The 21,990-nt window shown below is 59.4% G+C and carries 19 protein-coding genes; 12 read left to right on the forward strand and 7 right to left on the reverse strand.

What is annotated here, in order from left to right:
* Nucleotides 1–147 precede the first annotated feature (147 nt).
* From ubiG to yfaE, 5 genes are all read left to right on the forward strand, one after another.
* Nucleotides 148–864: a bifunctional 2-polyprenyl-6-hydroxyphenol methylase/3-demethylubiquinol 3-O-methyltransferase UbiG gene (gene ubiG / locus G5367_RS01210; RefSeq protein WP_042053701.1), complete on the forward strand. Its 717-nt coding sequence runs from the start codon at nt 148–150 to the stop codon at nt 862–864.
* Nucleotides 864–1,559, forward strand: coding sequence for an HAD family hydrolase (locus G5367_RS01215; protein WP_113739506.1), 696 nt, complete (start codon nt 864–866; stop codon nt 1,557–1,559). Before ubiG ends, G5367_RS01215 begins: the two co-directional genes overlap by 1 nt.
* A gap of 621 nt (nt 1,560–2,180) precedes the next feature.
* Entirely contained in the window at nt 2,181–4,448 is a 2,268-nt protein-coding gene (gene nrdA, locus G5367_RS01220; RefSeq protein WP_323908400.1) for a class 1a ribonucleoside-diphosphate reductase subunit alpha, read from the forward strand.
* Between the two features lie 80 nt (nt 4,449–4,528).
* A complete protein-coding gene (gene nrdB, locus G5367_RS01225) occupies nt 4,529–5,662 on the forward strand; it encodes a class Ia ribonucleoside-diphosphate reductase subunit beta (protein ID WP_005336708.1) in 1,134 nt (377 codons plus the stop codon).
* Complete coding sequence (gene yfaE / locus G5367_RS01230) at nt 5,659–5,982, forward strand: class I ribonucleotide reductase maintenance protein YfaE (protein WP_421243598.1); 324 nt, start codon at nt 5,659–5,661, stop codon at nt 5,980–5,982. The genes nrdB and yfaE overlap by 4 nt, the downstream gene beginning before the upstream one ends.
* Before the next feature lie 130 nt (nt 5,983–6,112).
* Here the strand turns inward: yfaE and mltA are convergent, their stop codons facing one another.
* Nucleotides 6,113–7,264, reverse strand: a complete 1,152-nt coding sequence (gene mltA, locus G5367_RS01235) for a murein transglycosylase A (protein ID WP_421243599.1) — start codon at nt 7,262–7,264, stop codon at nt 6,113–6,115.
* A gap of 150 nt (nt 7,265–7,414) precedes the next feature.
* Between mltA and G5367_RS01240 the strand changes: the two genes are divergently transcribed.
* Entirely contained in the window at nt 7,415–7,666 is a 252-nt protein-coding gene (locus tag G5367_RS01240) for a DUF1289 domain-containing protein (RefSeq protein ID WP_421243600.1), read from the forward strand.
* A 105-nt stretch (nt 7,667–7,771) separates the two neighbouring features.
* On the opposite strand, the gene fruA is transcribed toward G5367_RS01240, so the two are convergent.
* From fruA to fruB, 3 genes are read right to left on the reverse strand one after another with little or no spacing between them, the layout of a single operon-like run.
* Entirely contained in the window at nt 7,772–9,496 is a 1,725-nt protein-coding gene (fruA, locus tag G5367_RS01245) for a PTS fructose transporter subunit IIBC (RefSeq protein ID WP_421243601.1), read from the reverse strand.
* On the reverse strand, nt 9,493–10,482 hold the full coding sequence (pfkB, locus tag G5367_RS01250; RefSeq protein ID WP_421243602.1) for a 1-phosphofructokinase: 990 nt from the start codon (nt 10,480–10,482) through the stop codon (nt 9,493–9,495). The genes fruA and pfkB overlap by 4 nt, the downstream gene beginning before the upstream one ends.
* Nucleotides 10,482–11,582 carry a fused PTS fructose transporter subunit IIA/HPr protein gene (fruB, locus tag G5367_RS01255; RefSeq protein ID WP_421243603.1) on the reverse strand — a complete coding sequence of 367 codons (1,101 nt, stop codon included), beginning with the start codon at nt 11,580–11,582 and terminating at the stop codon, nt 10,482–10,484. The genes pfkB and fruB overlap by 1 nt, the downstream gene beginning before the upstream one ends.
* A 296-nt stretch (nt 11,583–11,878) precedes the next feature.
* On the opposite strand from fruB, the gene cra reads away from it, so the two are divergent.
* The 3 genes from cra (at nt 11,879) to G5367_RS01270 (ending at nt 15,232) form a co-directional block, all read left to right on the forward strand.
* Nucleotides 11,879–12,865, forward strand: coding sequence for a catabolite repressor/activator (gene cra, locus G5367_RS01260; RefSeq protein WP_421243604.1), 987 nt, complete (start codon nt 11,879–11,881; stop codon nt 12,863–12,865).
* 566 nt (nt 12,866–13,431) lie between these two features.
* Entirely contained in the window at nt 13,432–14,625 is a 1,194-nt protein-coding gene (locus G5367_RS01265) for an aromatic amino acid transport family protein (RefSeq protein ID WP_421243605.1), read from the forward strand.
* A gap of 220 nt (nt 14,626–14,845) precedes the next feature.
* On the forward strand, nt 14,846–15,232 hold the full coding sequence (locus tag G5367_RS01270; protein ID WP_216978747.1) for an MAPEG family protein: 387 nt from the start codon (nt 14,846–14,848) through the stop codon (nt 15,230–15,232).
* A 113-nt stretch (nt 15,233–15,345) separates the two neighbouring features.
* Here G5367_RS01270 and G5367_RS01275 read toward each other — a convergent pair whose 3' ends face one another.
* Nucleotides 15,346–16,749, reverse strand: a complete 1,404-nt coding sequence (locus tag G5367_RS01275) for a DEAD/DEAH box helicase (protein ID WP_421243606.1) — start codon at nt 16,747–16,749, stop codon at nt 15,346–15,348.
* A 348-nt stretch (nt 16,750–17,097) separates the two neighbouring features.
* Here G5367_RS01275 and G5367_RS01280 point away from each other — a divergent pair, with 348 nt between their 5' ends.
* Nucleotides 17,098–17,940 (forward strand): substrate-binding periplasmic protein, encoded by an 843-nt coding sequence (locus G5367_RS01280; protein WP_421243607.1) that lies wholly within the window; start codon nt 17,098–17,100, stop codon nt 17,938–17,940.
* Between the two features lie 111 nt (nt 17,941–18,051).
* Here G5367_RS01280 and aroC read toward each other — a convergent pair whose 3' ends face one another.
* On the reverse strand, nt 18,052–19,140 hold the full coding sequence (aroC, locus tag G5367_RS01285; RefSeq protein ID WP_421243608.1) for a chorismate synthase: 1,089 nt from the start codon (nt 19,138–19,140) through the stop codon (nt 18,052–18,054).
* 12 nt (nt 19,141–19,152) lie between these two features.
* Nucleotides 19,153–20,088: a 50S ribosomal protein L3 N(5)-glutamine methyltransferase gene (gene prmB / locus G5367_RS01290; protein ID WP_005345333.1), complete on the reverse strand. Its 936-nt coding sequence runs from the start codon at nt 20,086–20,088 to the stop codon at nt 19,153–19,155.
* An 82-nt stretch (nt 20,089–20,170) separates the two neighbouring features.
* Here prmB and smrB point away from each other — a divergent pair, with 82 nt between their 5' ends.
* Together smrB and G5367_RS01300 are read left to right on the forward strand one after the other, a co-directional pair.
* Nucleotides 20,171–20,695 (forward strand): endonuclease SmrB, encoded by a 525-nt coding sequence (gene smrB, locus G5367_RS01295; RefSeq protein WP_005333198.1) that lies wholly within the window; start codon nt 20,171–20,173, stop codon nt 20,693–20,695.
* 695 nt (nt 20,696–21,390) lie between these two features.
* The gene (locus tag G5367_RS01300) at nt 21,391–21,945 is read left to right on the forward strand and encodes a porin family protein (RefSeq protein WP_421243609.1); all 555 of its coding nucleotides are present in this window, start codon (nt 21,391–21,393) and stop codon (nt 21,943–21,945) included.
* Nucleotides 21,946–21,990 lie beyond the last annotated feature (45 nt).

Below are 21,990 nucleotides of genomic sequence, written 5' to 3' on the forward strand. Positions count from 1 at the left end.
GTAACACACTGAGCCAAATACCTTAAGCCACAAATCGGGTATCAGATCGGGCTGGTGTGACAAAGTCCGTCCGTTATAATGCCCGCCAGGACAATAGATTGCGCCCATGACTCAGAAGCGGGCGCCCTGCCACAGGATCTTCGAAAAATGAACAGTGATGCCAATGTCGATCTGACAGAAATCGCCAAGTTTGAAGCCATCGCCTCCCGCTGGTGGGACATGGAAGGTGAATTCAAACCCCTGCATCAAATCAATCCGGTACGCCTTGACTGGATCACCGACAAAAGTGGCGGTCTGTTTGGCAAGCGCATTCTCGATATCGGATGTGGTGGCGGTATTCTCTCCGAGAGCATGGCCCGCCGTGGTGCCAGGGTCACCGGCATCGACATGGGCAAGGAGCCCCTCGGCGTCGCCCGCCTCCACGCTCTGGAGCAGGGTGTCGAGCTCGAGTACCGCCAGATCACTGCCGAAGCCCATGCCGCCGAAGTGCCGGGCCAGTATGACGTGGTCACCTGCATGGAGATGCTGGAGCATGTGCCGGACCCCGCCTCCGTGCTGCGCGCCATCGCTACCCTGGTGCGCCCGGGCGGACGGGTGTTCGTCTCCACCATCAACCGCAACCCCAAATCCTATCTGATGATGATCATCGGGGCCGAATACCTGATGAAGATGGTGCCCAAGGGTACCCACGATCACAAAAAATTCATCACCCCGGCCGAACTGTGTCGCATGGGTGAAGCCGCGGGCCTGTTGGTGCGCGACATGAGCGGCGTCCACTACGCCCCCCTCACCAACCAGTTCAAGCTCGGCAAGAATGTCGACGTCAACTATATGGTGGAGTTTGTCCGCCCGGAGCACGGCTGATGAGCGCCTCTCGCCCTCTTCCCCTGCGCGGTGTGCTGTTCGATCTGGACGGCACCCTGCTCGACACAGCCCCGGATCTGGGAGCCGCCGTCAACCATGTACTGATCAGCGAAGGCTTTGCACCGCTCTCTGACGACATCATTCGTCAGACCACCTCCCACGGAGCGCTCGGGCTGCTGAAAGCGGGCCTCGGCGATGAACTGCTTGAAGAGCTGGGGGCCACCCGCCTGCGCAATGCCCTGCTCGACTACTACGCGGCCAATCTCTGCGTCGGTACCCGTCCCTATGAGGGAATGGTGGATCTTATCGAGTGGCTCGACGAGAAACAGCTCCCCTGGGGCATCGTCACCAACAAGCCGGGCTTTCTCACCGAGCCACTGCTGGCAGCCCTGCCACAGCTTGCCAGCTGCGGCGTCACCGTCAGTGCCGATACCCTGCCAGTACGCAAGCCCGACCCCGCCCCCATGTTCTTTGCCTGTGAGAAGCTGGGGGTCGAGGCGGCTCACTGCCTCTATGTGGGGGATCATGTGCGGGATATCGAAGCGGGCCGCAATGCTGGCATGCGCACCGCCGTCGCTGGTTGGGGGTATCTCAATGATGAGGAAGACCCCGCCCAGTGGGGCGCTGATCTGCAGTTTGATACCGTGCAAGCCCTGCACCACTGGCTGCGCTATGAGTTGACGGCCAAGGTGTAACGGCAGCCTTACCGGCTGACATGTGATAACGGGGTGGAGAGACTCTCCGCCCCCTGAATCTCTTCCTTTACGCTCCCGCGTCCTGCGCCACCGTCACTCCTCTATTGATGGATAATAAAGGCAACTTACCGCCTGTTGGATACCCATTTGACAAGCTCATAGCCGTCACAAAGCGGCCACAACCCCCCATCGTCTGATGCAAAGCCCTTGCCACGCTGAGCCCGCGGCTAGAACAACTGGACAGCTTTTGACCCTTATTGCATAAGGGATAATCAGCCGCCGTTTGCTAGTAAAAAGCACCCTGTTCCGCAAGCAAAAAAAGTTATTTAAATTTTCCATCTTCGATCGGGAGACTTGCATTTAGCGGAGCGGACGAATGAAAACCCGCTCACTGTGAGCGGTCACTAACTGAGGTGGCAAGACTCACAATTTATCCACAGCTCGTCACTTATCCACACATTGCAATGGCGGGCTGACCTCACTATCTTGTAGCTCGAACTTAAAATAACACTACATCTTGTGATTCATCGCACAATCTCTACCCAATACCTGCACATCGCCGGGCAAGGGTGGTGTCATTGTGCGATGGTTTTTCGGGAATCAACTAAAGGTCATCAGCCAATGAACTTGTTTGTGACGAAGCGTAACGGACACAAAGAACCCATCGATCTGGATAAAATTCACCGCGTGCTGGACTGGGCCGCCGAGGGTCTGGACAACGTGTCGGTCTCTCAGGTGGAACTCAAGTCCCACATCCAGTTCTATGACGGTATCCGTACCGCAGACATTCACGAAACCATCATCAAGGCGACGGCTGACCTCATCTCCGAGCAGACCCCGGACTACCAGTACATGGCCGCCCGTCTGGCCATCTTCCACCTGCGCAAGAAGGCCTACGGCCAGTTCGAACCGCCCCACCTCTACCAGCACGTGGCTCGTCTGGTGGACATGGGCAAGTACGACAAACACCTGCTGGAAGACTACACCCAGGCTGAATTCGAAGAGCTGAACGCGCACATGGATCACTGGCGCGACATGAACTTCTCCTACGCGGCGGTCAAGCAGCTGGAAGGCAAGTATCTGGTACAAAACCGTGTCACCGGCGAGATCTACGAGAGCCCGCAGTTCCTCTACATCCTGGTAGCGGCCTGCCTCTTCTCCAAGTACCCGAAAGATACCCGTCTGGACTACATCAAGCGCTTCTATGATGCGGTCTCTACCTTCAAGATCTCCCTGCCGACCCCGATCATGAGCGGCGTGCGCACCCCGACCCGTCAGTTCAGCTCCTGCGTACTGATCGAGTGCGACGACAGCCTGGACTCCATCAACGCCACCGCCAGCTCCATCGTGCGTTACGTCTCCCAGCGCGCCGGTATCGGCATCAACGCTGGTCGCATCCGCGGTCTGGGCAGCCCAATCCGTGGCGGCGAGGCGTTCCACACCGGTTGCATCCCCTTCTACAAATACTTCCAGACTGCCGTGAAGTGCTGCTCCCAGGGCGGCGTGCGCGGCGGTGCGGCCACCCTGTTCTACCCACTGTGGCACACCGAAGTGGAAAGCCTGCTGGTTTTGAAGAACAACCGCGGCGTGGAAGAGAACCGTGTCCGTCACATGGACTACGGCGTGCAGATCAACAAGCTGATGTACCAGCGCCTCATCAAGGGCGGTGACATCACACTGTTCTCCCCGTCCGATGCGCCGGGTCTGTACGATGCGTTCTTCGCGGATCAGGACAAGTTCGAAGAGCTCTACGTCAAGTACGAGCAGGATCCGGCCATTCGCAAGAAGACCCTCAAGGCAGTCGATCTCTTCTCCCTGATGATGCAGGAGCGTGCCGGTACCGGTCGCATCTATATCCAGAACGTCGATCACTGCAACACCCACAGCCCGTTTGATCCGAGCGTGGCGCCAGTGCGCCAGTCCAACCTCTGCCTCGAGATTGCGCTGCCGACCAAGCCGCTCAACAACATCGACGACGAGAACGGCGAGATCGCCCTGTGCACCCTCTCCGCCTTCAACCTGGGTGCCATCGAGAAGCTGGAAGATCTGGAAGAGATGGCCGATCTGGCCGTACGCGCCCTCGATGCCCTGCTCGACTATCAGGACTACCCGATTGCCGCCGCCAAGAAGGGCAGCATGGGTCGTCGTACTCTGGGGATCGGCGTCATCAACTACGCCTACTACCTTGCCAAGAACGGTGCCCGCTACTCTGACGGCTCAGGTCTGGCCCTGACTCACCGCACCTTCGAGGCGATCCAGTACTACCTGCTGAAAGCCTCCGTGCAGCTGGCCCGCGAGTTCGGCCCCTGCCCGCTGTTTGGCGAGACCACCTATGCCCAGGGCATTCTGCCGATCGACACCTACAAGAAGGATCTGGATGCACTGTGCAACGAGCCGCTGCATCTGGATTGGGAAAGCCTGCGCGAAGAGATCAAATCCGTGGGCTTGCGCAACTCCACCCTGACCGCCCTGATGCCGAGCGAGACCTCCAGCCAGATCTCCAACGCCACCAACGGCATCGAGCCGCCGCGCGGTCTGGTGTCGGTCAAGGCGTCCAAAGACGGCATTCTCAAACAGGTGGTGCCCGAGTATGATCGCCTGAAAGATCAATACGAACTGCTCTGGAAGCAACCGAGCGTTGACGGCTACCTGCAGCTGGTCGGTATCATGCAGAAGTTTGTGGATCAGGCGATCTCCGCCAACACCAACTACGATCCGGCCCGTTTCGAAGGCAACAAGGTGCCGATGAAGCAGCTGTTGAAGGACTTGCTGACCGCCTACAAATACGGCCTCAAGACCCTCTACTATCACAACACCCGTGATGGTGCAGACGACACCCAGACCGACCTGCAAGATGACGGTTGTGCTGGCGGGGCTTGCAAAATCTAAGTCACGACAAGATCTGATAACCGGGCGGGAGCGACAAGCTCCCGCTCTCCTGTTTTCTCCATACAGACATTCTGGTAACCATGGCCTATTCAACTTTCTGCCAAACCCAAAACGACCAGCTCAAAGAGCCGATGTTTTTTGGCCAATCGGTCAACGTAGCCCGTTATGACCAGCAAAAGCACGAAGTGTTCGAGCGGCTGATCGAAAAGCAGCTCTCCTTCTTCTGGCGCCCGGAAGAGGTGGATGTCTCCCGTGATCGCATCGACTACCAGGCCCTGCCGCCCCACGAGCAGCACATCTTCATCTCCAACCTGAAGTACCAGACCCTGCTTGACTCCATTCAAGGTCGCAGCCCCAACGTGGCGCTGCTGCCGCTGGTCTCCATTCCGGAGCTGGAAACCTGGATCGAGACCTGGGCTTTCTCCGAGACCATCCACTCTCGCTCCTACACCCATATCATCCGCAATATCGTCAACACCCCCGCCCAGGTGTTCGACGACATCGTGACCAACGAGCAGATCTTGAAGCGCGCCGGCTCCATCAGCCACTTCTACGACGACCTGATCGAAGCGACCGCCCTCTACAACCTGCACGGTGAAGGGACCCACACCGTCGCTGGCCGCGAGGTGACCATCACCTTGCGCGAGCTCAAGAAGAAGCTCTATCTGTGCCTGATGAGCGTCAACGCGCTGGAAGCAATTCGCTTCTACGTCAGCTTCGCCTGCTCCTTTGCCTTCGCCGAGCGTGAACTGATGGAAGGCAACGCCAAGATCATCAAGATGATCGCCCGCGACGAAGCGCTGCACCTCACCGGCACCCAGCACATGCTGAACCTGATGCGTACCGGCCAGGATGACCCGGAGATGGCCGAGATCGCCGCCGAGTGCGAACAGGCCTGCTTCGAGATCTTCAAGGAAGCGGCCATTCAGGAGAAAGAGTGGGCCGAGTACCTGTTCCAGGACGGCTCCATGATCGGCCTGAACAAGGACATCCTCTGCCAGTACGTGGAGTACATCACCAACCTGCGCATGAGTGCGGTCGGCCTGCAGCCAGCCTTTGCCGGCACCAAGCAGAACCCGATCCCCTGGATCAACACCTGGCTGTCATCCGACAACGTACAGGTCGCCCCGCAAGAGGTAGAGGTCAGCTCCTATCTGGTCGGTCAGATCGACAGCGAAGTCAATGCCGATGACCTGGGTGATTTCGAGCTGTGAGTGACGCCACCAACATGCGGACCCCTGCCCCGCACGCGCCTGCCGAACAGCAAGCGGTCGTGGCACCACGGGTACATACCCGGGATGGTGCCGTGCTGCACGCCCATCCCGGCGAAAGCGTGTTGGAGACCCTGGAGCGCCATGGGCATCATGTGGAGTTCCAGTGTCGCAGCGGCTATTGCGGCGCCTGCCGCACTCCGCTGATGGCCGGCAAGGTGCACTACCCCAATGTGCCGCTGGCATTCGTCGCCCAGGGGGAGTGCCTCCCCTGCTGCTGCAAACCGGTCGGCGCCATCCGGCTGGATATCCAGAAGAGCTGACGCAGCCACTGACTGGCAACTCGCACAAAATATAGAAAGCCGCCGGAGCAATCCGGCGGCTTTTTTGTCTCTTCATCTTTGCTCGGGTTTGCTCGGGCGCCCGATTACAGACGCCCAACCCCTCAGAGGATTACAACCAGGGGGCGGCAGTCGGCCCGTGGTGCAGGCCCAGTTTCCAGACCCGGCCGAAGTGCTTGTAGTGACCGGCTGCGACGCCAGCCTTCTCGCCCATGCCGTGGTAGAGGTCGAGGTGGCCCTTCTTCACCGCCCCGCCCACATCCAGCGCAATCAACAGCCGCAGCTGGTGCTTGCCGGTCCAGTTGCCCTCTTTGTCGAGCAAAGGCACTTCCGCCAGGATCGGCGTCCCCATCGGCAACAGGGTCTTGTCGGCAGCGACGGCCGCCATCGGCAGCAGCGGGATACCGGCTGCGCCGATCACATCATTGGTGGGTCGACGCTCGAAGAAGACATAGGAGGGGTTCTGCTCCACCAGCTCCTTGACGCTCTCCTCCGGCTGGCGGCTCGCCCAATCTTTGATGGCTTTCATCGACATCTGCTCTTTGGGCACTTCACCGCGGTCGATCAGCACCCGGCCGATACTCACGTAACCGTGGCCGTTCTTGCCGCTATAGCCCAGATATTGCAGCCGATCCTCATCGCCATAGTGGACAAAGCCCGAGCCCTGCACATCCATCAGGAAGTTGTCGATAAGGGATTTGCTGTAACCCAGCTCCAGTCCGCGGTTGGCCAGGGCCCCCTGATGGATCTCGGCCCGGGTCGGACAGCGACCACCACATTTGGGCATGGCATAGATGGGATATTTGTACTTGGCATCCGGGCGGTGGCGCACTTCCAGCACTGGCGAGTAGTAACCGGTAAAGAGCACGTTACCCATGCGATCCGCGCCGCCCAGCTGAGCCAGGCTGATACCGTAACGGGTAATGTCGGCAGGATTGCCGCCGCCCGCCACCCAGCGGGAGAGCTGATGATAGAGCTCGCCATAACGGCGAGTCATCTTGCCGGAGCGCTCCAGTACCAGTCGGCTCTGCGGGCCAAACTTGCTGTAGTCGGCACGCGCACGGCTATTGACCCGCTCCACCCTCACCAGATCCTCTGGCAAGGTCCCGTCCAGATACTGCTTGCCCAGATTTTCCGGCACCTCGCAGTTAAGAAAGCATCTGTTGTCGGTCTGTTTTTTGGGCACTTCTGCTTTGTCAGAGTTGCCCGCACAACCGGCCAGTCCCAGCACTGCGGCGGTCAGCCAGTACGCGTGTTTGTTCATATGTCCTCATATAACGCCAAGAGCCATGCTCGGCGGGGAAGATGCCAAATTTGCAGGGGGAAAGCAAACGACATCAATCACTTGAAGCAGGATTTCTCCAAAGGGGATCCGCTGGGTTATAACAAGGTGACAGGATGTGCGAGGTGATGGATGGAACAGCTCGAAATCTTCCCGCTGCAGAGCCCCTGCATCGGGGTCTGCGAAGTGAACAACAAGGGCTACTGCAAGGGGTGCCTGCGCAATCGCGAAGAGCGTTTCAACTGGCTCGCCATGACCCCCGCCCAGCAGCAGGATGTGATGCGTCTGTGCCGGGATCGCAAACGCCGGGTCGAGGCTGCGCGGCGCAAGGCTCATGAAGGCGATCAACCCGAACCAATACCGCAATCTGGCTGGGATTTCTGACCTCGGCCTACCAGCAATCCTCCTCATAGCTCATCAATTCCCCAGCAAAACAAAAAGCGGCCCGCAGGCCGCTCTTGGTTATGACATGTTGCCGGGTGGCAAGGCTTATGCCGTGGCCAGTTTGGCCTGCTCTTCGCCGCGCTTGAGCATGGCGTAGGAGACACCGGTCAGCAGCGAGCCTGCCGCAATCGCCACGATATACATCATGACGTTGCTGATGGCGTGCGGGATAAAGAGCACGAACAGACCGCCGTGGGGAGCCATCAGTTCGCAGCCAAACAGCATGGAGAGCGCACCAGTCAGGGCGCCGCCTACCATACAGGCCGGGATGACGCGCATCGGATCCTTGGCGGCAAACGGGATGGCGCCCTCAGAGATAAAGCACAGGCCCAGCACGAAGGAGGCTTTGCCCGCTTCCTGCTCCGCCTTGATGAACTTGGTGCGAGCCAGGAAGGTCGCGATCCCCATCCCCAGTGCCGGCACCATACCAGCGGCCATCACCGCGGCCATCGGGGCGTAGGTTTTGGAGGCCAGCAGGCCGACACCGAAGGCGTAGGCCGCCTTGTTGACCGGGCCGCCCATGTCAAAGCACATCATGGCACCGATGATTACGCCCAGCAGCACGGCGTTGGCAGAGCCCATGTTGTTGAGGAACTCGGTCATGGCATTCATGATGCCGGCCACCGGCCCCCCCACCACATAGATCATCACCAGACCGGTAAAGAGGCTGGCAAAGAGCGGAATGATCAGGATGGGCTTGAGCGCTTCCAGGGTTACCGGCAGGCGCACCTTGTCACTCAGGTATTTGGCGCTGTAACCGGCCAGGAAACCGGCCACGATGCCGCCAAGGAAACCGGCCCCCAGCGAGCTTGCCAGCATACCGCCGATCATGCCGGGAGCGAGACCCGGGCGGTCAGCGATGGAGTAGGCAATGTAACCGGCCAGCACCGGGATCATCAAGGCAAAGGCGGAGCCACCACCGATCTTCATCAGAGCGGCGGCCAGAGTGCCTTCCACCTTGAACGCTTCGATACCGAACACAAACGAGAGCGCGATGATAAGGCCGCCCGCCACCACCATGGGCAGCATGAAGGAGACGCCGGTCAACAGGTGCTTGTAGGGGCCGGCTTTTTCCTCTTTCTTGGGTTGGCTGGCACCGCTGTGGCGATACTGTGTCGCCTCATTCCACGCCTTGTCGAGCTCGGCGCGAGTTTTCTTGAGCGCCGCACCGGTACTGGTGCGATAGACCTGCTTGCCATCGAAACGGGCCATGTCCACCTCGATATCGGTGGCGAGGAACACCAGATCGGCAGCTGCAATCTCCTCGGCGGTCAGGGCGTTCTGGGCACCGACCGAGCCTTGAGTCTCGACGCGGATCTGATAACCCAGCTGTTTGGCCATGGTCTCCAGCGCTTCTGCCGACATAAAGGTGTGGGCCACCCCGGTCGGGCAGGCGGTCACCGCCACGATGTGCTTGCCAGCGGCGGCCGGTTTGGCAGCAGCAGGCGCGGCTTGATGGCGATAGAGGCTGGCACCGCTGGTTGCGGCTTTCAACAAGGCGGCGGGATCCTGAAGGGCGAGATCCATGCTGCCCTGATAGACCCGCTTGCCATCATAGGCGGCGAGATCCACCGGGGCACTGGCGACAACCAGCACCAGATCGGCGGCAGCAATCTGCTCCTTGTTCGGCACTTGGCGGGGTTGCACGCTGAAGCCGACGTCGAGGGTGAGTTCCCAGCCAGCCAGTTTGGCCTGCTGTTCTATCCGTTTTGCAGCGAGAAAGCTGGTGGCAATGCCCGCCGGGCAAGCCGTAACCAAGATTGCTTTCATTGGGCATCTCCTGAGTTTTCCATTGAGGGGGTATGGCACTGAACCGGTGCCAGCTCATCCAGAGGCTGTACGCGCACCTGTTCAAGTAAAGGGTTGAGCACACTGATATCGTTAAAGCCTACCGCGACCTGACTGACCGCCAAGGCCGAAACGGCGGTAGCCAGCCGCAGGGTCTGCTCCGGCACCCAGCCAAGGCTGAGGCCATGGGCGAGACCAGCCACCAGCGAATCGCCAGCACCCACAGTGCTGACCACCTGCATCCGCGGCGGAATGGCCTGCCAGACGGCATCCGGGGCAAACCAGATGAGGCCATCGGCACCGTTGGAGATCACCACGTTGGGGATCCCGCTGGCTTGAAGCGCGCGGGCACACTCGGCCTGCTCGCTCAGCGTCTTGACGGGGCGGCCCGCCCACTGGCTCAGCTCCTCCAGATTGGGTTTGACCAGGGTCGGCGCCGCCTTGATCCCTTCGCTTAGCGCCGCACCGCTGCAATCGAAGATCACCTGCTTGCCCTTGGCCTTGAGCAGGCGGATCAGATGGGCGCAGTAATCGGGGGCCACCCCTTTGGGCAAGCTGCCCGCCAGCACAAACCACTGTGCATGCGCAGCCAATTGGTCGATGGCCTGCTCCAGCGCACTCACCTCCCCTTGCTGGATGGTGAGCCCCGGCAGGTTGAGATCGGTGACCCGACCGGATTGCTCGGAGATCTTGACGTTGATGCGGGTGCTGCCCGCGACACGGACAAAGTGATCATCCAGCGCCCGCTCTGCAAACAGAGAGACAAAGCTCTGTTCATTGTCAGCGCCCAGCCAGCCGGTGACGCCTACCTCGCGGCCCAAATCCTTGAGCACCATGGCGACGTTGATCCCCTTGCCCGCCGCACGCAGGTTGGCCTCGCTCACCAGATTGACCTCGCCAAGGCTCATCGCCTCGAGACGGGTGGTGAGATCAAGGGCGGGGTTGAGGGTAATGGTGACAATCTTCATCAATGTGCCCCCTCGCCGAGACCGGCGGCGATCGCCTCACCGATCCCCTTGAGGGCGGCTTCGGCATCTGCCCCTTCGGCGCGAAATGCCAGACGATGCCCGCACTTGACCCCAAGGCCGATCACCTTCATCAGGCTCTTGGCGGAGACTGCCTCGCCGCTGCCATCCAGATTGGCAACCCGGATGTCTGATTCAAACTCTTTGGCCACCTTGACCAGCATGGCACCCGGGCGGGCGTGAAGACCGTGAGGGTTGATGATGGTGAAGGTTTCGGAAAGACCGCTCGCGTGGCCCGCTTGCAGCATGGCCAGTCCCTCACCACCCGCCAGCGTAGCGAGTTGGCCGGCAGCCGCCAGTTTGGCCAGATTCTCCAGCTGCGGCAGATGGCTGCTATCTGCGGCACACAGCAGCAGCATGGCGCTGACCGGCAGATCCCCTGTCATGAGGGGGCTACTCGGGGTAGCCAGCACCCAGCCGGTCTGGGCTGCTTGCGCGCGGGCCAGCCAGACGCCCTCGCCCAGATAGGCAGGTTCGCTTGCCAGCAGGGCGCTCACCATGGCGGCATCACCCCAACCGGCGGACTTGGCGCGGGCAGCGGCTCCCAGCAGCAGTTGGTCGCGATCATCGGCCGGGAAGTCGGCCAGGGTCAGGTATTGCACCTCTTTGGCGGCAGTGGCGCCGGTCAGGATATTGATGATGGTGTCGGCGTCGGTGGCCTCTTTGAGCTGGGCTGCCGCCTGCTCGTCACCCAACACGTGGGTGAGCTGGCGCAAGATGCCCAGATGCTCGTCTGACTTGGCAGCGATACCGATGGCGACGTAGGCGATCTGCCCCTCATCCCACTCGATACCATTGGGGAACTGGGCCACCATGACGCCGGTGCTCTTCACCAGATGACGGGTGTCGGTGGTGCCGTGGGGAATGGCGATGCCGCTGCCAAGATAGGTGGCATGCTGCGCTTCACGGGCCAGCATCCCATCCACATAGCCCGCTTCCACCAGACCGGCTTCGGTCAGTTTGCCTGCCAGCAGGGCAATGGCGCCCGACTTGGTCGCCACCGACTGTCCCAGCAAGATCTGCTCTCGCGCCAACTTCAACATAGAGACTCTCCATCAGGTTCCGGCCGCGCCGGTACGTCACAATTGAACATTCGGATAACTCGCCAGCTGACAATAGACCCGAGCACGGTTCACTGTGATCGGGGCCCGATTTTCAGGCCACAGGGTCTCTTCGTTGCTGACAGGCTGAATCGTTTCACTTACACTCAGACTGAATCGTTTCAGCGAATTGATCAAGTACCCACAAAGAGTGCTTTTCAATGATATGATCCCGCGCACACTTTTCGGTGCCCTCACCCGGCAGTGACCGTGGGCCTTGCAACTCAAACAGAGCCAATATGATGAAACTGGATGAAATCGCCGCCCTCGCCGGTGTCTCGCGCACCACGGCAAGCTATGTGATCAATGGCAAGGCCGACCAATACCGCATCAGTCAGGCCACCCGCGACAAGGTGATGGCCGTAGTCACCGCCCATAACTACCAGCCGGACAGCCGCGCCGCCTCCCTGCGCGGCGGCCAGACCAAGACCCTTGGCTTTATCCTGCCCGACCTTGAGAACGCCAGTTATGCCAAGCTGGCCAAACGGCTGGAACAGGGGGCCCGGGCGCAGGGCTATCAGCTGCTGATCGTCTGCTCGGAAGATGATCCCGCCACCGAAAAAGAGCTGGCCCAGATGCTGGTGAGCCGCCATGTGGATGCCCTGCTGGTGGCCAGCTGCCTGCCGCCGGACGACCCCTTCTACGGTAAATTGCAGGCGCAAGGCAGCCAGATCCTCGCCATCGACCGGGCGATGGCCGCCGACAAGTTCGTCACCGTCGCCAGTGAAAACGAGAAAGCGAGCTTTGATCTCACCAGCTCCCTGCTTACCCCGACCTTGCGCCATATCGCCTTGATCACCGCGCTGCCGGCACTCACGATCAGCAAGGAGCGCAAAGCCGGTTTCGAGCAGGCGGTCGCCAGTCATAGCACGGCTCGCCACCTGTGTGAGGGGGATCACTTCTCCCGTCTTGAGGGGTATCGCCTGATCAAAGATCTGCACCAGCAGCTGGGCCAGTTGCCCGAAGCGCTGATCACCACCTCCTATATCCTGATGGAGGGGGTACTCGACTACCTTTTGGAGCAAGAGATCGACATGAGCCAGCTCGCCATGGCCACCTTCGGGGACGATCGCCTGCTCGACTTCCTCCCCTTTGGCATCAACTCCCTGCCCCAGCAGCACGACGCGCTGGCCAACCAGGCGCTGGAGCTAGCGCTCAAGGCGGTGAACGGCGACTACCAGAGCGGGCTGCACTATGTGAGCCGCACCCTCAAGCGCCGTCGCTAACCTGACCGCAGCAGACCCGATTTTCTGTCAATGGGTGGGTAAAGCGAACAGATGACAATAAGGCTGCCAGCATCGGCAGCCTTATTGTTTTCCCCCACAACCCTACCCGCCCGCTTTGCTTTCTCTACAGGTTTGACCGACCAAGCAACCGGCCGCCACACCCCTGTTGTCCCTCAACGCCACGCCAGCGTTCATACAACACCCTCCCCGCTCCCCTATCTGCGCTGCTGCCACTTGGCTGACCTGTATCAATGCGCCCCTGCCAGTCATTTTTTCGGTGCTTTTTTCTGCAATTAGCCATCACTGTCATCATTTATTTCCACTTTCTGCCACAAGCCAGCACAAGATCCGTATAAAAGGGGTTGTTTCCGCTATTTTGATCCGCTAACGTGGCAACCATCTTTTACAACTGACAGGTTTTAGGTACAGATGTTCCCGTTCCGATATTGCTAGCCTCCGGTCCTATCACCGGAGGCACCTTCTGATAACGCCAATCGGCCCCTCTTGTTGACGTCACTGCTGACATCGCCTGTTTGCACTGACACCGCTACGTTCGGATGGATAACATGAATACCAAAACCCTGGGTTGTACCCTGTTGATTGCCGGCACCACCATAGGCGCCGGCATGCTGGCCCTGCCGCTGGCCTCCTCCTCCCTCGGCGGCCCCGCCACCCTGCTGCTGATGGTTGGCCTCTGGGCCCTGATGGCCTTCACCGCCATGCTGCAAGTAGAGGCAAGCCTCAACACCGGCAAATGGTACCTGCACCAGCTGGCGGATCATTTGCTCGGCCCCTGGGGCAAGCGCATCGCCTCCTTCTGTATCCTGATGCTGTTCTACTCGCTGGCCTCCGCTTACATCAGCGGTGGCAGCAGCCTGCTGGCACAGGCGCTGGCCGATGCGGGCATGACTCTCAGCCAGGAGCAGGCCGCCTGGGCCTTTACTCTGCTGTTTGGCGGCATGGTCTGTGTCGGCACCCGCTCGGTGGATTACCTCAACCGGCTGATGTTCACCGTCAAACTGGTAATCATGGTGGTGGTGCTGGCGTTGCTGCTGCCCCGCACCGAAGGGCAGCATCTACTTTCGATGCCGCTGGGTCAGGGCCTGTTGCTGGCGGGCCTGCCGGTCATCTTCACCTCGTTCGGCTTTCACGGCTCCATTCCGAGTGTCATGCTCTACCTCGGCGATTGTCCCAAACAGCTGCGCCGGGTCTTTGTCTGGGGCTCCGCCCTGCCGCTGATCCTCTACGTGCTGTGGCAGGTAGCGATCCTCGGTCTGCTCGGCCAGCAAGCCCTGCTGCAAACCGGCGGCGCGCTGGACAGCCTGCTGGCCAACGTCGGCAAGCTGGTGAGCTGGCCGGCCTTCAATCAGGCTATGCACCTGTTTGCCGATCTGGCGCTCGCCACCTCCTTCCTCGGGGTGACGCTGGGGCTGTTCGACTTTATGGCCAAGGTAACCCGCCGCAAGGACAACTGGCAGGGCCGCAGCCAGACCGGTCTTATCACCTTCGTGCCGCCGCTGCTGTTTGCCCTCTACTTCCCGCAGGGCTTTATCATGGCGCTTGGCTACGCTGCCATTGCGCTGGCGATCCTCGCGGTACTGCTGCCGGTAGCGCTGGTATGGCAGAGCCGCAAGCAAGCTCCCGCCCACCACTACCGCGCCCCGGGTGGCGTGGTGGCGCTGGGAGTGGCTGCCGCCATGGGCGCATTGATTGTCGGCGTCCAGATCAGCGTCAGCCTTGGAATGCTGCCCGCGCTGTAATCTTTGCTGCAATTCAATACGCCAGATAGGCAAAAGCCCCGCCAATCAGATTGGCGGGGCTTTTGCTATTGGGGTCTGCATAACGTGCGCCATATCGCAATATGACGGCTCAATCTGGTACTAATGGCTGCTACCCTCAAGGCAAGACCTTGAGATGCCGAGCAATGTGGCGTCTCTCAACACCAGCCACCCGATATCATCACACCGGGAGCCAGATACCATGACCATACTGCCTGTTTACGCGGCCCTGCTCGCTCTGCTGTTTGTGTTGCTGAGCATTCGTACCATTCGCACCCGTCACCGCCAGAAAGTGGCGCTCGGCCATGGCGATGATCCCGCCATGCTGCGGGCCATGCGGGTGCACGCCAACTTTGCCGAGTATGTCCCCCTCGCTCTGCTACTGATCTATTTCGTCGAAACCGGCAGCCATGCCCCTTGGGTGGTTCATCTGCTGGGGAGTGCCTTGCTGCTTGGTCGCCTCTGTCACGCCTTTGGCATGAGTCGCACACCGGAGAATTTCCGCTATCGGGTGGTGGGAATGGGGCTGACCTTCACGGTGATCCTGGTGAGCGCGGCCTGTCTCCTGCTCACCGCCCTGCTCTCCTGACCAGAGCAGGTCAGCCAAACGCGGAGCCGCCGAAACAGAAATAGAAAAGCCCTGCCGATATGGCAGGGCTTTTCGTTTAACCGTTCAGAGCGGGAGAGTGACTCTCCTTGCCCTTACTGGTTGTGGCTGGCGCGACGGGGACGACGGGCCTGAGCCGGCTTGGCGGCGCCATCAGCCGAACGCTGACCACCCTGGGGCTTGGGCTTGCTGCCGTTGCCAGATCGGTTAGCGCCTGCGTTGCCACCGTTGTTGCCAGAGCGAGTGGCACCCTGACGCTGGCCTTGACCTTGCGGACGCGGCGCACGGCGCTGCTCGCTCGGATCACGAGGCTCTTTGCGCAGCGGCGCGCCGATACCACGGCTTATGTTATCGAGGGTCTCGCGGGAGGCTTCAAAACCGGCCACCTGCTCGCACCGAATGCTCTGCTTGGTCAGACGCTCGATCGCCTTGATAAGCTTGCCTTCATCGGCAGCCACCAGGGAGATGGCGTGACCGGCAGCACCGGCACGGCCGGTACGACCGATGCGGTGAACATAATCTTCCGCCACGTTGGGCAACTCGAAGTTGACCACTTGCGGCAACTTGTCGATGTCCAGACCACGAGCGGCGATGTCGGTCGCCACCAGCACCTTGACGCTACCATCCTTGAAACCGGCCAGCGCGCGAGTACGGGCACCCTGGCTCTTGTTACCGTGGATGGCAGCGGCGCTGACGCCGTTCTTGTCGAGGGTCTCGGCAACACGGTTGGCCATGTGCTTGGTACGGGTGAACACCAGTACCTGCTGCCAGTTGTTGCTGGTGACCAGATGACTCAGCAGCGCGATCTTGTTGGCCTTGTCGCACGGGTGCACCAGCTGCTCGATACGCTCGGCAGTGCTGTTGCGCGGGGCCACTTCGATCACCGCCGGGTTATCCAGCAGACCAGTGGCCAGTTCGCGGATCTCATCGGCGAAAGTCGCGGAGAAGAGCAGGTTCTGGCGCTTCTTCGGCATCAGAGCCAGGATGCGGCGGATGTCGCGGATAAAGCCCATGTCGAGCATGCGATCCGCTTCGTCCAGTACCAGGATCTCCACCTCGTCAAACTTGACGGCATTCTGGTTGTAGAGATCGATCAGACGGCCCGGACAGGCCACCAGCACATCCAGACCACGGCGAGTCGCCATCATCTGCGGGTTGATGCTCACGCCACCGAATACCACGTGGCTGCGCAGGGGCAGATGCTTGCCATAGTTGCGCACGCTCTCGCCCACCTGGGCGGCCAGCTCGCGCGTCGGGGTCAGTACCAGCGCACGGACGCGGTTCGGAGAGACCTTGCGCTTGCTCTCCATCAAACGTTGCAACATCGGCAGGGTAAAGCCTGCGGTCTTGCCGGTCCCTGTTTGGGCCGCCGCCATCAGATCGCGGCCAGCCAGAACGGCGGGGATCGCTTGCTGCTGAATGGGAGACGGGGTGTCGTAGCCTTGCTCGGCAACGGCACGCAACAAGGGTTCGGCCAGACCGAGGGAAGTAAAACTCATAATTACCTGCTAGAGATAGGGGCGCCGGGGATTTGTGGTGGGGCTCCTCTGCTGAGCCGATGCCATCTCACAAGATCTGGGCCTATTGAGAAAACAACGATTTCCCCGGGGAGCAGAGCAAAGGGGAAAGAATAGAGGCGCAGTCTAACGGAGTTGCCCGGGATAAACGAGAAAAATGTGATGCTCCTCCCAGCACGAACAGAAAATCCCCCTCCTGCCCCCCGAATAATCCCGTTGATTGATGTAGCACGCACCACACTATTAACTGGCAACACAATATCAGCCCTCGCAGGCATGTCTAGCGGGGCAAAAGCACGGGATAGAAGAACACAATAACGAGGTTTAGCGATGACAACCCGATATCGTTCACGGGGCAATGCCTGCAGCAAATGGCAGACAAGGATTGGCCTGCTGCTTCTGCTGCTAAGCCCTGCGCTGCAGGCCAGTCAGACCCTGACCGTGGCCTGGAGTCACTGGCCCCCCTTCAGCCAAATCAACAACCAGGGTGAGCTTGATGGGCTGGATGTCAGCCTGACCCGCCAGATCCTCACCCAGGCTGGCTTTGCCCCCAAGTTTCGCGAACTTCCCTGGGCGCGGGCACTGCATCTGGTAGAACACGATCAGCTGGATGTAGCGATGGCCGCGCTACCACTACCAGAGCGGCAAAAGTATGCCCGCTTCTCTGCCCCCTATCGCCAGAGTGCCTATGTGCTGTTGAGTAATAACCCTATCCCCGGCCATCAGGATCGCTGGGGAAAGCTCGATACCTTGTCCAAACTGTGCCACAACAAGGAGCTCAAAATTGGCAAACTACGCGGTACTCGCCCCATTCATCAAATTGAGGGATGTCCTGCCCTCAAAGTGGCGACCGAGTACAATGCAGATGATCGGCTGATCGATCTGCTGCTAGCCCGCCGCCTCGATGGCATCATCATGGAGTGGCAGTATGCTCGCTATCGGCTCTCCCAATTGGGTGCCGAGGAATTTATCAGCTGCCAGCTATTACTACACCACCAGCCGGTCAGTCTGATGTTTGCCAAAAACAGCGTGAGCGAAGAACAGATCCTCAAAGTCAACGAGGCCATTCATGCCTTGCCCAAACCCCACAACAAGTTCTCGCCCCCAAGGTGTCGCCTCAATGCCGATCCGGGCGCCGCGGATCTGCTGACCCGCACTCTCCGCAAGCATTGACGGGATAAGCCGCCACCTGAAATAGCAAAGGCGACCCGAAGGTCGCCTTTTTGGTATTGTCGAACTTGTTCCCCAAACAGGGAGCGATCAGTCGATAAGCAGCAACAGCGATCAGCGCAGCTGCGGGGTATGGGTCAACACCCCCTGATTCTGGGCGCGATGGCGCAGCAGGTGATCCATCAATACCAGAGCCAGCATGGCTTCGGCGATGGGCACGGCGCGAATGCCAACGCACGGATCGTGACGACCCTTGGTGATCATCTCGATTGCCTCGCCTTCGGTATTGATGGTCTTGCCCGGCACAGTGATGCTGGAAGTCGGTTTGAGCGCCATGCTCACCACAATATCCTGACCCGACGAAATGCCGCCGAGAATGCCGCCCGCATGGTTGCTGGCAAAGCCCGCCGGGGTCATCTCGTCGCGATGTTCGGAGCCTTTTTGCTCCACCACCGCAAAGCCGTCACCGATCTCCACCCCTTTCACCGCATTGATGCCCATCATGGCGTGGGCAATGTCGGCGTCGAGGCGATCAAATACCGGCTCACCCAGGCCCACCGGCACATGGCGCGCAATGACCTGCACCTTGGCACCGATACTGTTGCCCTCTTTTTTCAGGTCGCGCATGTATTGATCCAGTTCTTCCAGCTTGCCCGCATCGGGGAAGAAGAAGGGATTCTGCTCAATCTGCGCCGCGTCAAACGCCTCGGCCTTGATGGGGCCGAGCTGGGAGAGAAAACCGGTGATCTCGATGCCATGCACCTGTTTGAGGTACTTCTTGGCGATCGCCCCAGCTGCTACCCGCATCGCGGTTTCGCGGGCGGAGGAGCGACCACCGCCACGATAGTCCCGCTGACCATACTTCTGGTGGTAGGTGTAGTCAGCGTGACCCGGCCGGAACAGATCCTTGATATCGGAGTAATCCTTGGAGCGCTGATCGGTGTTCTCGATGAGCAACCCGATGGAGGTGCCGGTGGTCTTGCCCTCAAACACTCCGGAGAGGATCTTCACCTCATCCGACTCACGGCGCGGCGTGGTGTAGCGGGAAGTGCCCGGCTTTCGCCGATCCAGATCCCCCTGCAGATCCGCTTCGCTTATCTCCAGCCCCGGCGGGCAGCCATCAACCACGGCGCCCAGCGCCAAGCCGTGGCTCTCGCCAAAGGTGGTGACCCGAAAGAGTTGACCAAAACTGTTCCCTGCCATGCGCGCTCCTGCTTAGTTCTTGTAGATGGCGAAATGATCCTGATACTGCACCAGCTCTTCACGGGTCATCACAAAGACGCCATGACCGCCGTTTTCGAATTCAACCCAGGTAAAGGGGATCTCGGGGAACTGGGCTTCCAGATGGATCATGCTGTTGCCTACTTCAACCACCAGCACGCCGTTATCCTTGAGGAAATCTGCCGCATGAGCCAGCAGACGCTTGGTCAGTTTGAGACCATCGGAGCCGGACGCCAGCGCCAGCTCGGGCTCGTGACGGAACTCGTCCGGCAGATCCGACATATCTTCGGAGTCCACATAGGGCGGGTTGGAGACGATGAGATCGTACTTGTCGCCCGCCGGCAGATCGCGGAACAGATCGGAGCGGATCGGAATGACCTGCTGCTCCAGCCCGTGATCGTTGATGTTGCGCTCGGCCACGTTCAGCGCATCGATGCTGATGTCGATGGCATCCACTTCCGCTTCCGGAAACTCGTGGGCCATGATGATGGCGATACAGCCGGAGCCGGTGCACAAGTCCATGATCCGGGTCGGTTCATGTTTGAGGAAGGGCGCGAAACGGTTGGCGACCATCTCGGCAATAGGGGAACGGGGAATGAGCACCCGCTCGTCCACGTAGAACTCCCAACCGGCATACCAGGCCTTGTTGGTCAGGTAGGCGGCCGGTACCCGCTCCTGTACACGGCGGATAATCAGCTCGGCGATGCGGTGACGCTCGCTGCTGGTGAGACGGGAGTGGCGCATGGCCGGGTCTACATCCGGTGGCAGATGTAACGCGGGCAGTACCAGCTGCACAGCTTCATCCCAGGCGTTGTCGGTTCCATGACCGTAAAAAATCCCGGCGTCGTTGAAACGACTCATGGCCCAACGCAACATGTCCTGGATGGTGTGCATCTCGGCAACCACCTCATCGATAAATATCTTGTCCAAATCCACCTCCAAGTCGAGTAATATCCGGCCCGAGCCCCGTTTACGTTGCGGGCAAGACGCATACCTAATACATGAGCATCTGATGAAAAAAACGCCCTCACCGACAGACGAGGAAACCCTGCTGTTCCGCGATGCGATAAAAGGTACCCGGAAAATCAAGCAAGATACCATAAGGGCCGAGTTACGCCCGGTCAAGCAGAAACGCGAATTGCGCGAAACCCGCGAAAAGCTTGGGGTTGACCACTATTTCAGCGATGAGTATCAGCCCCATCTCGACGACGATGGGCCGACCCGTTACGTGCGGGAAGATGTGTCAAAATTTGAGCTGAAAAAGCTCAAGCGGGGCATTTATCCGCCGGAGATCTACCTGGATCTGCACGGCATGAACCAGCAGCAGGCAAAACAGGAGCTGGCCGCCCTGCTCACCCTCTGCCAGAAAGAGAACATTCACGTCGCCTCGGTGATGCACGGCATCGGCAAACATATTCTCAAGCAGCGCATTCCCAGCTGGCTGGCCCAGCACCCCAATGTGCGCGCCTTCCATCAGGCCCCCCGTGAATGGGGTGGCGACAGCGCCATTCTGGTGTTGCTGGATATTGAAGAGTAGAAGGGAGTAAAAGCAGTGCCCCCACTCGCCCAGCCTAACGGGCCACTCGAATCGTAGCAGTGATAGAGTCGGGACAAGATTGGCCGCTAACCGGGGGATTTGATGCTGCGATAACCGAGAGTGGCACCTGAGGTTGCACAAAAGCAGCACCGCATCACCTCCAAGGAGACATATTCAGTCAGTACACCCATAGCCATTACCGGAAAACCCCTCCAGGCGCCGACCGGTGCGTTTGTGGTGCGCTGACAATCCTGGCTGTGGAAAAATCGGTAGCAAAGGGGGCGGCCAGCATCTTGTAGCGGACTTTGTAGCGGACTACACCACAATGGCTACCCCCCTCTAATATACCGTCACAAGAAATCACCATCTTGTTCACCATCCAGTCCACGTTTAAAGGCATATATTGCCAGCCTAACATCCCGTTACACTAAGTTGATTCGTGCAGAAAACAAATGAAATTTGCAATTTATCAGCGCTCGTTTCAGATGGTATTGATACAGTTCACCATTGTTCAGGCATAAGATAACCACTCTCACCTCCCATCATAACAGTTATGGAGGCTCTGATTATTCATCTCGCTGACAATATGAGATATTGCCACTCACTACTGGCCTGCGAATATAAGACAAGCTCACCCGAGCCCATATAAATATGTTCGTCGCAGCCATATTCCACGCTATTTAATTGGAACCTGCATGATGAAGTTATTCACTCCCCTTGTGATTGCCACGGCGATCTTCTCTTCCGTGGCAATAGCGACCCCTTCTCCCCATATCGTCGGCGCCACCCTTGGCTATGGCACCCAGTCATTCAAAGCCAAAAATGGGGAGCAGGCCGATGGCGGTGACAGCGTTACCGCCGATCTCTATTACCGTTATATGTTCAACGATTATATCGGTATCGATTCCGGAGTATTGTTTGGTAGCGGTGGTGTGGTCAGCGCCCTCTTCGATGCCACCCTCAATGACGTGAAAGATATCCATTACAAAGGGATCCGCTCTGCCCTGTATGCACAATACCCGGTCTCTTCCGGCAACAGCTTTTATGCCAAACTGGGCGCCAACGCCCACAGAGTCGAATACACCATCAACAAGGAAGATCAGAGCGACTCCGGGGTCGGTTTTTATGGCGCTGCGGGTTGGCAATATCGCTTTGATTCCGGCATCGGGCTCAATGCGGAGTACCAATATATCCCCATGCCTCGACTCGATGTCAAAGGGGTCAGTGTCGGCCTCAACTACCGTTTCTGATCCCGCCTGATGGGGCGATAACGGACAGATAACGGGTAAAAAAGC

This window comes from Aeromonas sp. 604282 (assembly GCF_049170575.1).
In the GTDB taxonomy this organism is placed as follows: Bacteria; Pseudomonadota; Gammaproteobacteria; order Enterobacterales; family Aeromonadaceae; genus Aeromonas; species Aeromonas veronii_A.

Excerpts from the sequence above, each read along its gene's own strand:
- ubiG (WP_042053701.1), top strand. The coding sequence starts at position 148 with ATGAACAGTGATGCCAATGTCGATCTGACAGAAATCGCCAAGTTTGAA.
- G5367_RS01215 (WP_113739506.1), top strand. The coding sequence starts at position 864 with ATGAGCGCCTCTCGCCCTCTTCCCCTGCGCGGTGTGCTGTTCGATCTG.
- nrdA (WP_323908400.1), top strand. The coding sequence starts at position 2,181 with ATGAACTTGTTTGTGACGAAGCGTAACGGACACAAAGAACCCATCGAT.
- nrdB (WP_005336708.1), top strand. The coding sequence starts at position 4,529 with ATGGCCTATTCAACTTTCTGCCAAACCCAAAACGACCAGCTCAAAGAG.
- mltA (WP_421243599.1), bottom strand. The coding sequence starts at position 7,264 with ATGAACAAACACGCGTACTGGCTGACCGCCGCAGTGCTGGGACTGGCC.
- G5367_RS01240 (WP_421243600.1), top strand. The coding sequence starts at position 7,415 with ATGGAACAGCTCGAAATCTTCCCGCTGCAGAGCCCCTGCATCGGGGTC.
- fruA (WP_421243601.1), bottom strand. The coding sequence starts at position 9,496 with ATGAAAGCAATCTTGGTTACGGCTTGCCCGGCGGGCATTGCCACCAGC.
- pfkB (WP_421243602.1), bottom strand. The coding sequence starts at position 10,482 with ATGAAGATTGTCACCATTACCCTCAACCCCGCCCTTGATCTCACCACC.
- fruB (WP_421243603.1), bottom strand. The coding sequence starts at position 11,582 with ATGTTGAAGTTGGCGCGAGAGCAGATCTTGCTGGGACAGTCGGTGGCG.
- cra (WP_421243604.1), top strand. The coding sequence starts at position 11,879 with ATGATGAAACTGGATGAAATCGCCGCCCTCGCCGGTGTCTCGCGCACC.
- G5367_RS01265 (WP_421243605.1), top strand. The coding sequence starts at position 13,432 with ATGAATACCAAAACCCTGGGTTGTACCCTGTTGATTGCCGGCACCACC.
- G5367_RS01270 (WP_216978747.1), top strand. The coding sequence starts at position 14,846 with ATGACCATACTGCCTGTTTACGCGGCCCTGCTCGCTCTGCTGTTTGTG.
- G5367_RS01275 (WP_421243606.1), bottom strand. The coding sequence starts at position 16,749 with ATGAGTTTTACTTCCCTCGGTCTGGCCGAACCCTTGTTGCGTGCCGTT.
- G5367_RS01280 (WP_421243607.1), top strand. The coding sequence starts at position 17,098 with ATGACAACCCGATATCGTTCACGGGGCAATGCCTGCAGCAAATGGCAG.
- aroC (WP_421243608.1), bottom strand. The coding sequence starts at position 19,140 with ATGGCAGGGAACAGTTTTGGTCAACTCTTTCGGGTCACCACCTTTGGC.
- smrB (WP_005333198.1), top strand. The coding sequence starts at position 20,171 with ATGAAAAAAACGCCCTCACCGACAGACGAGGAAACCCTGCTGTTCCGC.
- G5367_RS01300 (WP_421243609.1), top strand. The coding sequence starts at position 21,391 with ATGATGAAGTTATTCACTCCCCTTGTGATTGCCACGGCGATCTTCTCT.